This window comes from Neobacillus endophyticus (assembly GCF_013248975.1).
GTDB lineage: Bacteria > Bacillota > Bacilli > Bacillales > Cytobacillaceae > Neobacillus > Neobacillus endophyticus.
On sequence record NZ_JABRWH010000001.1, the window covers coordinates 4,489,099 to 4,501,838 of the forward strand.

The following is a 12,740-nucleotide window of genomic DNA, read 5'->3' on the forward strand; positions in this document are numbered from 1 at the left end:
TTTACTTTTCATTTGATGTGTTAATCATGCACTTTTAAACTGAAACAGACTTGAGGATAAGCTGAATGTTTCCTGAAAATCATATAGAAAATAAAAAGAAGAAGTATCTGACTTTAAAAAAGCCATATATACTTCTTCTTTTTAGATCTATATAGTATTTCTTTTAATTTTAAAAAAAAGATAGAGTGTACTTATATGTCCTTTATTACCTTTTTGAGGTCAGACCAATCTAATATTCTCGGGAAATTCAACTGTCGATTATAAGATTGATCTCTTACAAACACTTTCGTTTTTGATTCATTTAATAGAGTGTTTAATACTTCCGGTTTATCGTCAAAGTAGTAATCCAGTTTCAATTCATTAATGATATCGATCTTCTCAGCGTCTTTCATTCCATAGAAGAACCGATCATACTGAACCGGAAAACCTTGGCTTTTTAACCACTCCTTCGTCCGTTCACCATGTTCCTTAGGCCTCGAAGTTATATAATATATTTCATGACCTTTTTTCTCTAATTCGTTCAATGTCTCAATTGCGTTTGGAAATGGCGGACAGGATGTATAGTAAATTACCTCCAAAGATTGATTCCACATTTCTTTGCCCTGATCATCCGTCAATCCAAATGGTTCGTGAATCTCTATCCTTTCCAATTGTCGAAAAACATCAATTGGAACATTTTGGTCCATTTTTTTATTATAAATATGAAAAGCATGTTCTCTTAAATTAATTAGTGTATCATCAATGTCGAATCCAAGTTTCATCTTTTTAACAACCTCAACACTTTATAGTAGGAAAATATTTTACCCATTCTTTATTACTATTAAACGTTAATTTGATTTTCATCATAATAATTCATTTTTGTTATTAAATAATATTCCATCTCATTCATTAAATGAAACACTGATGCTCTTGTTTCGAATTCCAAACGGGATTTCGGCAATTCCAGTTCTTTCATTTTCTTATGCTGGCTTTCCAATCTTTGAAGATGAACGTAGGCTGTATTATCGCTCTTTACATCCGAGCTGATTTCGTACAAGAACTGTGCGAAGACGTGACGCTGGACGACATCTTCATTCAAAGAGGAAACGATGGGAAGCATACGGTTTAGAATGATAAACTGTCTTTCACGCATATCGAAATAATGATAGTATCCCTTTTTATCCATTCCCAATTGATTTTCCTCATACTGGATTGCCAACATCTTCCCTTTATTAAGCTCGTCTTCCAATTCCAATAGTTCTTTCCCGTCCCAGCCTTGATCACCTTTCTCTAAGTAGGCCCCAAATTCAAATAATATTTTTTTGAACTTTTCTTCTATGGCCGCTTTTGTTTCTTTTAGGTTTTTTTCCACGTTTGGCATATAACTGTTCAACAAGATCGCTACTCCCACACCGATCATTACAATTTGAATTTCATTTAAAGCAACAGGAAGCGTGAATTTTTCCAATGTAAAGATGTGAAGGACGATCACCACACTGTTCACGAATCCTTTTTGTATGCGCAGACGTACGAGTAATGGAATAAACAGCAAAATGAACAGTGAAAAGACAAGCGGATTAAATCCAAGTAATCGGAAAACAAGTCCACTGAATACTAATGAAAGTGTACATGCGGCAAAGCGTTCCAGAGATGAACGGATGGACTGTTTCTTCGTCTTTTCTATACAAAGAATACAAATAATGGCAGCAAAACTGGCAAACTGAAGATGAAGCAATTCGGCAATCCAGATCGAAATCCCGGCACCCAACGCTGTTTTAATTGTCCTTAGACCAATTTTCATATGTACACCCCGGTTATTTCTTTTGGTGTTAGTTTACCATGATTATCTTTAATAGTTAGGTATTTTGTTTGTAAAAATTTTGGTATCGTTTTCTTAAACTCTCAAAACTTTCCTTAATTTAGGATTGCTTTTACAATAAGTTCTTCATTTTTAGCATCTACAAATGTCGGAATCTATTTTTATTTAAGCAATGGGATCTGCAGACTTAATCTAAGATCATTAAAACAGGAACGTATAGGTATTTAAAAATTAGATTGTTTTTGCCAATATGGTTGTTTTCAGATCAGATTTGTATAAACCCTCGATTCAGACTGGTTCCCCTTTTCATTCCAGTAAATTTGTCCGTATAAACACCTAATTCGGAAAGGTTCGTCTTTGATTCCACAGAGGTGAACAAATAGAACAGAGATTACGAAAAGAGCCAGTAATTAAGGCTCCGTATGATCCAGTTTTCCCCTTTTAAGAACTATTTCATGATTATACCTTTCACCCCAGTCCCTTATAAGCCGAATGATTGGTTCTAAAGTGCGTCCGAAATCAGTTAACGAATATTCTACCTTTGGTGGAACTTCTTTGTAGATTTCCCTGTGGACGACTCCATCTTTTTCTAACTCACGAAGCTGTAGAGTTAACATTCGCTGTGTAATATCGGGCATAAGTCTGCGAAATTCATTGAATCGCTTTGTTCCTGAAAATAAATGATACAAGATGACCCCTTTCCATTTCCCACCGATTACCTCTAAAGTTGCTTCCACAGAACACCCATATGGGTTTGGACAAGCCGAATATTGATTTAAATGATTTTCCATTCTCTTCTCCCTCTTGCATTAGTATCAAAATGAATACTATCCAATAAAATTGTGCGTACTTATGCAAACTATTTTTTTGTCATATTATAACAAATGTAAATAAAAACTCATAAGACGTTTTTCGAAAGGATGGAATCATCATGTCGACAATGAAATCTGTTGGTTTATATCGTTATCTGCCAATTGAACACGCTGAAAGCCTGCGGGTGGAGTCGGATCTATAGCTATCCAATTAGCGAAAAGAGTTGGCTTGACTGTGATCGGTACTGCCTCCAGACCTGAATCGGTTGCTTGGGTAAAAGAAAACGGGGCCGATCATATCATCAATCATTATGAGGAGTTTATTCCACAGTTAAAACAGTTTGGTTTAGAAACCGTCCATTATATACTCTGTCTTAACACAACAGAAAAACATTGGGTAAGTATGGCAAACACAATCGCTCCCCAAGGAAAAATCTGTTCCATTGTTGAATCCGAAGAACCACTTAACTTGAACGATCTTAAAAACAAAAGTGCCACTTTTGTTTGTGAGTTCATGTTTACAAGATCCATGTTCCAGACGGAAGATATGATAAAACAACATATGCTTTTGAACGAAATAGCCAATTTAATTGATCATAAGTCAATAAAAACAACCATAAACAAACGGTTCTCCCCAATCAATGCAGAAAATTTGCGAAAAGCACATTCATTACTTGAGAGCGGAAAATCGATCGGAAAAATTGTCTTAGAAGATTTTTAATACATCCATGTAGAAAAGGAATTGTTAAAACGGATTGTCGATATTGATAGTTACGAGAAGAAGGATATATATTGAAAATGAAAAAACGGCTGCCATAGTTGACAGCCATTTTCTTCCCTTGAGCGAAGGTCCATCCATATCTTCTTGAACATCTTTCAAAAAAATGTTTAATCTTCCATAAAAATTCGAGCGTAATACTCTGTTTCTTCATCTAGATTGTTTTCTCTTCTCAAATCCTCAATTGCTTTCATGCGTTCTTCTTCAATGATTTGAAAACTGCCCGATACATTCCGTGTTTTCCCTTTGTCTTTCCCCATATTTCGCCCTCGATTTCTTATTGTTCATCGCAGATTTCTATTTCATTTTGTGCAAAATGTTTATCTTTATTCGAATGGTCTCCACCATTTTAATGAATCTTATTGGATCGATAAATTTTTCAAAAAACATAGCTACAAAATGACGGGCATTGAATTCCTTATGCTATTGTTTTATTAAAGCCAACAAAAGGTAAACTGCAGCTCCCCACATTACTAGGGCTGATATTTTATTTAAAAACAACAAAAAGTTTCCGGATTGATCGATTTTCCCACTAATTCGCCCAATTATTGAAAGGCCTAAAAACCAAATCCATGAAACCAAAATACACGCAACAGCAAATATGAACTTTTCTTCTCCTTGGTAGTTTAATGAACTTGTTCCGATGACACCCACAGTATCCATGATCGCATGGGGATTTAGCAAAGAAACCGATGCTGAAAACAACACTTGTTTCTTAAATGTAAAATTTACACTCATTTCCTTTCTTTCATTACTTGGATTACTTTTCCAAGTGTTCCATCCCATGTAAACTAAGAAAATAAACCCGCCCATAAGTAAGATCGTTTTTATCCAAAATGAACCTAAAATGAGTAAGGAAACACCTAGAACGGCTGCCAAAATTAATAAGGTATCGCACAAGGAAGCTGTTATCACCACTGGTAATACCCTCCGATAACTGGGTTGCAGCGCTCCCTGATTAAAAACAAAAACATTTTGGACACCGAGAGGCAGGATTAATCCAAGTGCAAGAATAAATCCATGAATAAATGGTTCTAACATCTAATTTCTCCCTTTCCTTCAATATGTTTCAACAGGCTATATATTAATTCGAAATTTTGCCTTTGTCTCCAACCAATTGGATGGAACTAAAACCAACCAAGTTATATAATAAATAAAAAAAGGAGAACCATTTTTTAATGTTTACTACTGATTGGAAACCAAATAAGTCATCTCCAGTACCCGTACATAAACAAATTACAGATTTTATTAAAGGGAAAATCGCAAATGGTGAATGGACAATCGGTTATAAACTCCCGCCCCAGCGCACCTTAGCCAAGGCTTTGGGTGTTAATAGAAGTACAGTGGTAACAGCATATGAAGAATTAACAGCAGAAGGTCTTATACAAGGAAAAAGCGGCAGCGGAACAAGAGTAACCAATAATACATGGAATCTATTAGCAACAACTCCTCCTCCAGATTGGCGTTCATATGTAACTTTCGGAATTCACAAACCCAATTTACCAACCATTCAAGAAATAAATCAAGCTGAATTTATACCAAACATGATACGATTGGGAACTGGAGAATTATCTCCAACTCTTATTCCTGTTCATTCCATGAAAGAAGTTATAAAAGAATTGTCTACTAAGGAGATTTCTTATGGCTATGGAGAATCAAAGGGATTGATGCCATTAAGAGAACAAATTTCAAAATATTTAATGACCACCGGCATTCAAGCATCTCCTTCTTCCATTTTGATCGTATCAGGTGCATTACAAGCCCTGCAGCTTATCAGTCTCGGCTTATTGCATAAAGGTTCTACGGTTTTAACCGAAAAACCGTCCTATCTTCATTCCATAAATGTCTTCCAATCCGCAGGTATCCGTTTAGTTGGTATTCCTATGGATCAAGATGGAATGGAAGCCAATTATCTTTCTCATTACAAAAAAACACATAAAGGTGCATTGCTATATTCCATTCCTTCTTTTCACAACCCTACTGGAACCGTAATGAGTGCAGAAAGACGCGAACAATTATTAAAGATTTGTCAGCAAGAACAATTACCTATTATTGAAGATGATGTTTATAGGGAATTATGGTTCAATGAACAGCCTCCAAAACCGCTTAAGGCTTTCGACAAAAACGGGCTTGTCCTGTATTTGGGTAGTTTGTCCAAATCATTAAGCCCCGGTCTTCGGATCGGTTGGATAGTTGGCCCAGAACCAGTTATCGATCACTTAGCAGATATTAAAATGCAAACGGATTATGGATCGAGTTCTTTATCTCAATGGGCAGCAGTAGAATGGTTTTCTAGTGGATTATATGTTCAACATCTTATTGAATTAAGAAATGAGCTAAAAATTCGAAGAGATTTCACCTTGAATATTCTTAATCAGTATTTTTCTGATCTAGCAGAATGGGGGGAACCAAGGGGAGGATTTTATGTTTGGGTCCGGTTAATACCATCAATATCCATTCGATATTTATTTGAAACCGCACTTTTGGAAGGCCTATTATTGAATCCTGGAAATGTTTATGATCATCAAGCCGAACAATACTTGCGCATTTCCTACTCTTTTGCATCTCTAGCAGAGTTAGAGTATGGGCTAAAACGTTTAGCAACCATTATAAAACAAATCGCCAAATAATTTGGTTCACTGGAATTTATTTATTAAGACAAAAATATAAACATAGAACATAAAAAACGGAATTCTACTAGGGACAAGAGTACCTAATAGAAATTCCGTTTTTAAAACCCAACACCATTTCGCAAGCATGATAAACACTTACAGCTTCATTACTTCTTCAATATTCCTAAATATTCTTTCCAAGGGCCTACATCTGTCCTGTATCTATCTGCCATTACCCGTACAATTTGACTGATGTGTGTTAAATCATGGACCACCCAAGTAGAAAGTAATTCGCTTATTTTCACCGTACCAAATGCAGGGTGATACCCTGTCAAATGCAATTGAGACTCGGTATTAATTAGGACTTTCAACCTGTTTATATTTTCTGTTCTGATCCTTTTAAATTCAAGCAACTTTTGCTCAATCGACCTTTCCACCTTTTCATTTAAATGCGAATAACGGTCAAAAGGAGGAAACGGGTTATTTTCCCCTTCCTTTAGAATGAATTCTAATCTAGGTATCCAATTCTCTTTCTCTCCCTCGATCAGATGGCTAATCACTTCAGAGGCATTCCAAGTACCTTCCCCTTCATTACAGTACAACCATCCCTCCGATAAACCTGATAAAAAATACTTTAATGTTTGGGGTGTCCGTTCAAGAATTTCAATCGCTTCTTTCATATTAAAATGCATATAACTGCCCCTTCCCTTTTTATCTGGCAACCTTACCGTCTCATCTCTTAAGAAAAATGAAATTAGTTAATAAATTATTGATCAACCATCAAATAAACTTAAGTTTCAATAGTTTGTTATCCCTATTCTATTTGATTTTATTACCCTATTTTAACAAAAGAACGTCTATTCTTAAGATAAATCATTTTATGGGCAATTTATATAAATAAAGCAACGTTATTGATCCCTGCTCATCGTTTGTATTCGTTAAAGAAAACTTACATCTAGTGGTTTGTTGATATTTTCCAATAATAACTTAAAATAATTCATGTTATACTCAAAATATGTCATACCAAAACATCTTCTTGCAGTCTTATCTTGCTAGAACTCGGTTTTGCAACAGTATAAATATTTTGTATTATCATCACTGCTGAACGGAATATGTTTGAAACAATGAATGGAGCATTCATTGATAAATAACTCATGAAAAACCGGTTTAAGCCGTTTTTCTATAAAAGAGGATGAATACAATTGCCATCACAGGTGTTCACATTTCGTGCAATGAATTCGACATTTGAAATCCGAATTGATTCAAAATATGAAATTCCTTATGATCAATTAACCATTTTGAATTCCGAAACAGAACGTCTTGAACAAATCATGTCTCGCTTTCGTGAATCAAGTGAACTTACTTTTTTAAATCGAAACATTCACAAATGGAACAGTGTATCAGATGTTATGTCCCATGTTTTAAATAGAACAGAAGAAAAGTGGTTTGAAATGAAAGGTACTTTCGACCCTAGAGTCCTTTCTGATTTGGTCCAATTGGGGTATGCAGGTTCCAAAGTTCCTCAAGCCCCATCTCAAGATTACTTATTCGAATGGAACAACCTTGGACAAGTTAAGTTCTCAACTCCTATTGACTTGGGCGGAATTGGAAAAGGATATACCGCGGATCATCTATCCAATTTAATTGAACGCCAATACAAAAACGACCTTTTCGGCTATTTCATCAACGCCGGAGGGGATATGGTAGTTAATGGAACACAAGAAGACGGCAGCCCATGGAACATTGGAGTGGAAGATCCCATTCATTCAGAAAATGACTTGTCTATGGCATTAAGAATTTCTGGTGAAAAAACTGCTATTTGTACAAGTTCCGTATGGAAAAATAAATGGGAACACAATAATCAATCCGTTCATCACCTTATCAACCCATGGAGCCACCAACCTTATCAAGGGAATATTGTGAGTGTCATTGCACTTGGGAAAACATGTGTGGATGCTGAGGTTTATGCAAAATGTCTTTTCATTCAAGATGAACAAAAAAATATAGCAATTCCATTCTTACCTCATATTTCGATTAATAACCAAAAAGAAATTCAGTATTCTACTGAATTAACCCCGAAAATATCTTGGTTCTATTCAGGTTTTTCGTTTTCAGATAGATAATAATTTAAGTGGTATTAAAAATAAGTTACTTATTTTTAAGGAGGATTTCATGGCTTCTACCATTTTTAAACGCTGCATGTTAGTATTATTCACTTTTGGATTTTTTGGTAGTTCTTATATAGAATTTCAACACTATCTTAAGTACAGCAAACCTACCGATTATCCTGCTGTTTCTGATGTTCAATTACAAAAACAAACTACAAGTGTGAAAGAACAAGTTCAAAAAATGCAAAGTAGTTTGGCTGAAGAAATGAAAGTTCAAGCATCCACCAATAATCAATATGCAAATTTAATTTCCAAAAAAAATACTTTAACGACAAAAGTAAAAAATATGCACTCTTCTCAAAAAAATAATTAAAAACTAATTTATTATAATTACTTCTGATGAGACAGAAGATACGAGGTGAAGTTGATGAATAAAGTTTTGAGGTATTCAGTAATAGGAATTATTACCGCTGGTGGATTATATACCGGTATACTTAATCACGTTGCAGCGCAAGTAACAACTACAAATCAGCAACAGAGTGCATACAAGAAAAAAATCCAGGAACGAAATAACTTAATTAAAAAGTTAAATAATGAGAACCAAAAATTGTACCAATTAGAGCTTACTTATAATAAGATTACAAACGATGTAAACAAAAAAAACACTCAAATTAGTGCCTTAAATTCAGATATTACTCAAATCCAAAACCAAATCAAAACCATATCTAATTCCATTCATAAAACTCATTCTTCCGCTTCAACACCGGTCTATTCATCATCAAGTAGTGTAAGCCGCAAAACAACTGCTGTAGCTGTCCCTGTTCCTAAAGTAGCTCAGCATTCTTTCGTCGTTTCTGCTGCGCCACCGGTTGTACAATCTACAACAAGAGCATCTTGAAATTAACAAAAGACAGTCCAGTCAGGACTGTCTTTTCACTTTACGTTTTTTTACTGCCCAGTGACGGTAAAAAAATGTTCCAAATGTCAACAATGTTGATATTCCATATACTAAAATAAATGCATGAGAGTCTGAACCCCCAATAAATGCATGATACGTTACTAAAAACCAAATTGTTACGGAAATTCGATGGATATTAAGCCATTGTTTAAATTTTTTTCTAATTGAAGCAGTAAATCCAATTAAAATAAGTAAATAAAGTCCCATGGCTCCTGCCAACATAGGATATGGATGATATGCTGAAAAAATCGGAAACCACATTTGTTTAAAACTGACAACTGACTTTGGATCTATTGCAGTAAAGAAAAGATGCAAAATGACAAGGCTATATGTTGCAGCTATCAGAGCTTGATGCCAAGGCAATAGGTATTTTGATAATTTCCACCGATCTTTATTTCTTGGATTACTCAGTAGGTTTCCTAGCACAACTACAAAAGTTAAAATAATATACGAAGCTATTGCGGATGAACGGCTCATAATCCAATATCTTTGATTGTGAACGTTAGGATTATGAGAAAGCATTTGAAAACCAATGAACGTAAATACAAGGGTTGCTGCAATTACTATTACTAAAGTTAAAAAAGATGCATTTTTTTCTTTGTCCACTTTTTCTTTTCAACATTCCTTTCTACTTTATCATTTATCTCCTCATACTTTTTTTCTATACTATTTTTACTCTAAAGTTACGAATGAATTATAGCGTTTTGGAAAAATTAGTAAGTTTCTTAACTAAATTTTAAACCTTGTTGCACTTTAGTATGCCTTCTACTTTTTTAAGGACTATTAAAAAAAAGAGCTACAGATGCACGAACATCTGTAGCATTGCATTGTACCAATCAATGCTCACTAAATAAATGTATTAATTGCGTATAGATTACTTTTAGCAATGGATACTCCATTTTGTACCGACCTTTTGTGGTATCCTCTTTTCATCCTTACATCATCATAATTGCTACGATCGTTGCAGCAGCTAAACCAATGATAACAGGAAGGAAATTCCGCCTAGTCAGTGTCTCTGGTTCAACTCCCGTTACACCGGCAATATCCAGAACTCCCCACGGAACAATCGTTCCACCACCGCTCCAAATAGAACCCATTTGACCCAATGCAGCTAGTACGGCAACATTCACGCCAATAGGTTTACCAAGTGCTTGAGCTAATGTTCCTACCAGTACGAGACCTGAGAATCCAGATCCATCAAGGCCAGCAATAATTCCTACTAAAACAACAATAATGGCAACAGGAATAGCCGATAAAGGAACATGGTTGGCTAGTGCATTACCAAGATCAAACAAATAACCTGGGGCACCTTTCCCTAGAATCAGCGGTGAAATATCAGGTGACCCCATAAAGAAGAATCCAGCTATAGGAATAACAGGAGCGAAAATTTTGATGGAGAAAATGAAACCTTCCTGGAGATTCTTCATAACGACTTCATAGGCTTTTCTTCCATGTTCGATGAGAGCAATAATGGTGAAGAGGAGTAAGCTTACCCCGCCAATGAGAGCACTCGCATCTCCTCCCTTTAGGGATAAGGTGATGGTTAGAATAATGGAAGCGATGAAGGCAAGAGGAACGACAATAGCCGCAAACTTAGAGGCATAACTAAACTCAGTCTGACTTTTTTCTTCCACTAATTGATCAATCACAATCAATCCGTTCTTCATATCCCGCCGTAAAAACCAATAAGATAAAATAAGACTAACTAATCCAGTAACGATTACCAAAGGGACACTTGCTATAATCAAATCCATAATCCCCACTCCAGCTGCAGAACTCGTGAGCTTCGGGGCACCTTGAATGATGAAATCTCCTGATAACGCGATTCCGTGCCCGAAAAGGTTCATCGTCATGGCGACACCAATAATTGGCAATCCAGCACGTAAAGCAATGGGAATCATCATGGGTCCAACCATCATAGTGGCTGGAGTTGGCCAGACAAAAGCAGAGATGATCCCTTTTATCAAACCCGTTCCCCAAAATGCACTGCCTGGACCTTTAAATAACTGGCGAAATGGTTTTAACACGAGCTGATCGGCTCCAATTTGCTCAAGCAATCTCAATAATGCAATCATAAGCCCTATAATAATAATAATCCCTAACAATTCTTCCGCACTTTGCAGGTTGGCGTTATACACAACCTGAATTCCTTTTACGAAATCCCTAGTGAATACCCAGCCCATAAGAAAGGTCCCTAAAATACAAAGCGGTATGACACCTCGCCGCATTGCCATCCCTATGATGACCAAAATCACCACAATCAAAAAAATCCAGTGAGATGCGGTTAACATAGACTCCCTCCTTCCATAAAGTAATGGAACCTCACCTTTATCATATGGTTGGAATTACTCGTCTAATTCCCAAATATTTCTTGTGAGGAATTTTCAATTTGCTTGGAAAAAGAAGAGCTATGCTTTGCCAATAAACCATTAAGTACTAAGAAGAATTTTAAATTGTTGAGATATTCCATAAAATCCCTTTCGGCATAAAGGAATATATAAATAATCCCCTCTAGTTGAGGGGGCAAATGAATGTACAGATTAAAAAGAGTAACCACAACTACCACAGCGTTTTACTGATTTTTTGCTATCTACCAATCCTCCGACCAAACCAAGAGGGCCTAAAGTTACAGCACCTACAATTCCTTTACTACCTTAAATATGGAAGTAGTTCTTGAAGTGGTATCTTTATATAGTTTGACAGACCGCCATCTTCTTCTTGAACATACAGTCTAACGTCTAAACCTTCTATACGGTCTACAATTGTATAAGAACCTTTATATTTAATTTCTGTACCATAAAGACTAAGCTTCATATCCTCCAACTCTGTGTGCCTACTTAATATTTCTTCAGCTAAAGCTGCTTTTGATTTTTCTGTCATAAATTATTCTCCTTCTTCTACCCCGAAGTATCGATCTTTTCTTTATTAATAGTTTACAATATTTTCACATAATAGGTAAAAATATTGGTTTTCTTAATACTAGAATTGACATCACTAATATTGTTCCGGACTGAAAGATTATCACTTCTTTGGAAGGACTTTTTTAATAGTTTGAGGAATATTCTTTTTAAGAACTAAGATATAGATGAATAAAGGGAGGATTTTGAAGTGAGATCACATACTTTACAATTATATGATTTTCACGTATGGGCTAATCAAAGAGTTTTGGAGCATTTAAAGGGACTGCCAAAGGAGCTTTACCATCAGGAGATTCAAAGTGTTTTCCCTTCTATAGCAGATGTGTTCATACATATTTATGCTACTGATCAAACATGGTTATCTGTGTTGTCTGGTGACAGTTTTGCTGAAATTGCTGAAACTAGAAAACAGCACATCGAGAATACAAAAGGAAAAAGTTTGGAGCAGATTGAACTGTTATTCTTAGACTTATCCAAGAAATTCAAAGCATTTTTAGAAAGTCATGAGAATCTCGAGCAAGCCATTTGCCCCGAGCACCCTCATTTTGGCAAGCTGCACACCCATTTTTATGAATTGGTGCAGCACGTTGTTAATCATGGAACCTATCATCGTGGAAATATAACGGCAATGTTGCGACAATTGGGGTATTCTGGAATTATGACTGATTATGTTGCTTATTTATATACTAGGAATAGAAATGAATAGTATTTGGAATTTTGGCATTTGCAGGGATCGCAAATCTTTTTAAATAATTC

The 12,740-nt window shown here is 35.6% G+C and carries 14 protein-coding genes and 1 pseudogene; 6 read left to right on the plus strand and 9 right to left on the minus strand.

Features of this window, described 5'->3' with window-relative positions; all coding sequences use genetic code 11:
• Window positions 1-191: 191 nt before the first annotated feature.
• The 3 genes from HPT25_RS22055 to HPT25_RS22065 form a co-directional block, all read right to left on the minus strand.
• Complete coding sequence (locus HPT25_RS22055) at window positions 192-761, minus strand: 5' nucleotidase, NT5C type (RefSeq protein ID WP_173069319.1); 570 nt, start codon at window positions 759-761, stop codon at window positions 192-194.
• 59 nt (window positions 762-820) lie between these two features.
• Complete coding sequence (locus HPT25_RS22060; RefSeq protein WP_173069322.1) at window positions 821-1,780, minus strand: aromatic acid exporter family protein; 960 nt, start codon at window positions 1,778-1,780, stop codon at window positions 821-823.
• A 428-nt stretch (window positions 1,781-2,208) separates the two neighbouring features.
• On the minus strand, window positions 2,209-2,589 hold the full coding sequence (locus HPT25_RS22065) for a winged helix-turn-helix transcriptional regulator (RefSeq protein ID WP_173069325.1): 381 nt from the start codon (window positions 2,587-2,589) through the stop codon (window positions 2,209-2,211).
• Window positions 2,590-2,791: 202 nt separating this feature from the next.
• Between HPT25_RS22065 and HPT25_RS22070 the strand changes: the two are divergent.
• Window positions 2,792-3,331: pseudogene (locus tag HPT25_RS22070) on the plus strand (zinc-binding dehydrogenase); the annotation flags it as partial.
• Window positions 3,332-3,498: 167 nt separating this feature from the next.
• Here the strand turns inward: HPT25_RS22070 and HPT25_RS22075 are convergent.
• Together HPT25_RS22075 and HPT25_RS22080 are read right to left on the minus strand one after the other, a co-directional pair.
• Complete coding sequence (locus tag HPT25_RS22075; protein ID WP_173069328.1) at window positions 3,499-3,648, minus strand: hypothetical protein; 150 nt, start codon at window positions 3,646-3,648, stop codon at window positions 3,499-3,501.
• Between the two features lie 163 nt (window positions 3,649-3,811).
• Window positions 3,812-4,429 (minus strand): LysE/ArgO family amino acid transporter, encoded by a 618-nt coding sequence (locus HPT25_RS22080; protein ID WP_173069331.1) that lies wholly within the window; start codon window positions 4,427-4,429, stop codon window positions 3,812-3,814.
• Between the two features lie 137 nt (window positions 4,430-4,566).
• Here HPT25_RS22080 and pdxR point away from each other — a divergent pair, with 137 nt between their 5' ends.
• A complete protein-coding gene (gene pdxR, locus HPT25_RS22085) occupies window positions 4,567-6,018 on the plus strand; it encodes a MocR-like pyridoxine biosynthesis transcription factor PdxR (RefSeq protein ID WP_173069334.1) in 1,452 nt (483 codons plus the stop codon).
• A gap of 149 nt (window positions 6,019-6,167) precedes the next feature.
• Here the strand turns inward: pdxR and HPT25_RS22090 are convergent, their stop codons facing one another.
• The gene (locus tag HPT25_RS22090; protein WP_173069337.1) at window positions 6,168-6,692 is read right to left on the minus strand and encodes a DinB family protein; all 525 of its coding nucleotides are present in this window, start codon (window positions 6,690-6,692) and stop codon (window positions 6,168-6,170) included.
• Between the two features lie 510 nt (window positions 6,693-7,202).
• On the opposite strand from HPT25_RS22090, the gene HPT25_RS22095 reads away from it, so the two are divergent.
• From HPT25_RS22095 to HPT25_RS22105, 3 genes are read left to right on the plus strand one after another with little or no spacing between them, the layout of a single operon-like run.
• A complete protein-coding gene (locus HPT25_RS22095; protein ID WP_217269793.1) occupies window positions 7,203-8,123 on the plus strand; it encodes an FAD:protein FMN transferase in 921 nt (306 codons plus the stop codon).
• Between the two features lie 49 nt (window positions 8,124-8,172).
• Window positions 8,173-8,481 carry a hypothetical protein gene (locus HPT25_RS22100; protein WP_173069344.1) on the plus strand — a complete coding sequence of 103 codons (309 nt, stop codon included), beginning with the start codon at window positions 8,173-8,175 and terminating at the stop codon, window positions 8,479-8,481.
• 54 nt (window positions 8,482-8,535) lie between these two features.
• Entirely contained in the window at window positions 8,536-9,006 is a 471-nt protein-coding gene (locus HPT25_RS22105; protein WP_173069347.1) for a kinetochore Spc7 family protein, read from the plus strand.
• Between the two features lie 21 nt (window positions 9,007-9,027).
• Here HPT25_RS22105 and HPT25_RS22110 read toward each other — a convergent pair whose 3' ends face one another.
• The 3 genes from HPT25_RS22110 to HPT25_RS22120 all read right to left on the minus strand — a co-directional run bounded on the left by HPT25_RS22110 (window position 9,028) and on the right by HPT25_RS22120 (window position 11,946).
• A complete protein-coding gene (locus HPT25_RS22110) occupies window positions 9,028-9,672 on the minus strand; it encodes a hypothetical protein (protein ID WP_173069350.1) in 645 nt (214 codons plus the stop codon).
• Window positions 9,673-10,001: 329 nt separating this feature from the next.
• On the minus strand, window positions 10,002-11,357 hold the full coding sequence (locus HPT25_RS22115) for a hypothetical protein (RefSeq protein WP_173069353.1): 1,356 nt from the start codon (window positions 11,355-11,357) through the stop codon (window positions 10,002-10,004).
• Between the two features lie 358 nt (window positions 11,358-11,715).
• Window positions 11,716-11,946 carry a hypothetical protein gene (locus tag HPT25_RS22120; RefSeq protein ID WP_173069356.1) on the minus strand — a complete coding sequence of 77 codons (231 nt, stop codon included), beginning with the start codon at window positions 11,944-11,946 and terminating at the stop codon, window positions 11,716-11,718.
• Between the two features lie 228 nt (window positions 11,947-12,174).
• Here HPT25_RS22120 and HPT25_RS22125 point away from each other — a divergent pair, with 228 nt between their 5' ends.
• On the plus strand, window positions 12,175-12,690 hold the full coding sequence (locus tag HPT25_RS22125; RefSeq protein ID WP_173069359.1) for a DinB family protein: 516 nt from the start codon (window positions 12,175-12,177) through the stop codon (window positions 12,688-12,690).
• The last annotated feature ends 50 nt before the right edge of the window (window positions 12,691-12,740 follow it).

What these genes read in the sequence shown, in the direction of transcription:
- HPT25_RS22055 (WP_173069319.1), bottom strand. Translation starts at nt 761, where the DNA reads ATGAAACTTGGATTCGACATTGATGATACACTAATTAATTTAAGAGAA.
- HPT25_RS22060 (WP_173069322.1), bottom strand. Translation starts at nt 1,780, where the DNA reads ATGAAAATTGGTCTAAGGACAATTAAAACAGCGTTGGGTGCCGGGATT.
- HPT25_RS22065 (WP_173069325.1), bottom strand. Translation starts at nt 2,589, where the DNA reads ATGGAAAATCATTTAAATCAATATTCGGCTTGTCCAAACCCATATGGG.
- HPT25_RS22075 (WP_173069328.1), bottom strand. Translation starts at nt 3,648, where the DNA reads ATGGGGAAAGACAAAGGGAAAACACGGAATGTATCGGGCAGTTTTCAA.
- HPT25_RS22080 (WP_173069331.1), bottom strand. Translation starts at nt 4,429, where the DNA reads ATGTTAGAACCATTTATTCATGGATTTATTCTTGCACTTGGATTAATC.
- pdxR (WP_173069334.1), top strand. Translation starts at nt 4,567, where the DNA reads ATGTTTACTACTGATTGGAAACCAAATAAGTCATCTCCAGTACCCGTA.
- HPT25_RS22090 (WP_173069337.1), bottom strand. Translation starts at nt 6,692, where the DNA reads ATGCATTTTAATATGAAAGAAGCGATTGAAATTCTTGAACGGACACCC.
- HPT25_RS22100 (WP_173069344.1), top strand. Translation starts at nt 8,173, where the DNA reads ATGGCTTCTACCATTTTTAAACGCTGCATGTTAGTATTATTCACTTTT.
- HPT25_RS22105 (WP_173069347.1), top strand. Translation starts at nt 8,536, where the DNA reads ATGAATAAAGTTTTGAGGTATTCAGTAATAGGAATTATTACCGCTGGT.
- HPT25_RS22115 (WP_173069353.1), bottom strand. Translation starts at nt 11,357, where the DNA reads ATGTTAACCGCATCTCACTGGATTTTTTTGATTGTGGTGATTTTGGTC.
- HPT25_RS22120 (WP_173069356.1), bottom strand. Translation starts at nt 11,946, where the DNA reads ATGACAGAAAAATCAAAAGCAGCTTTAGCTGAAGAAATATTAAGTAGG.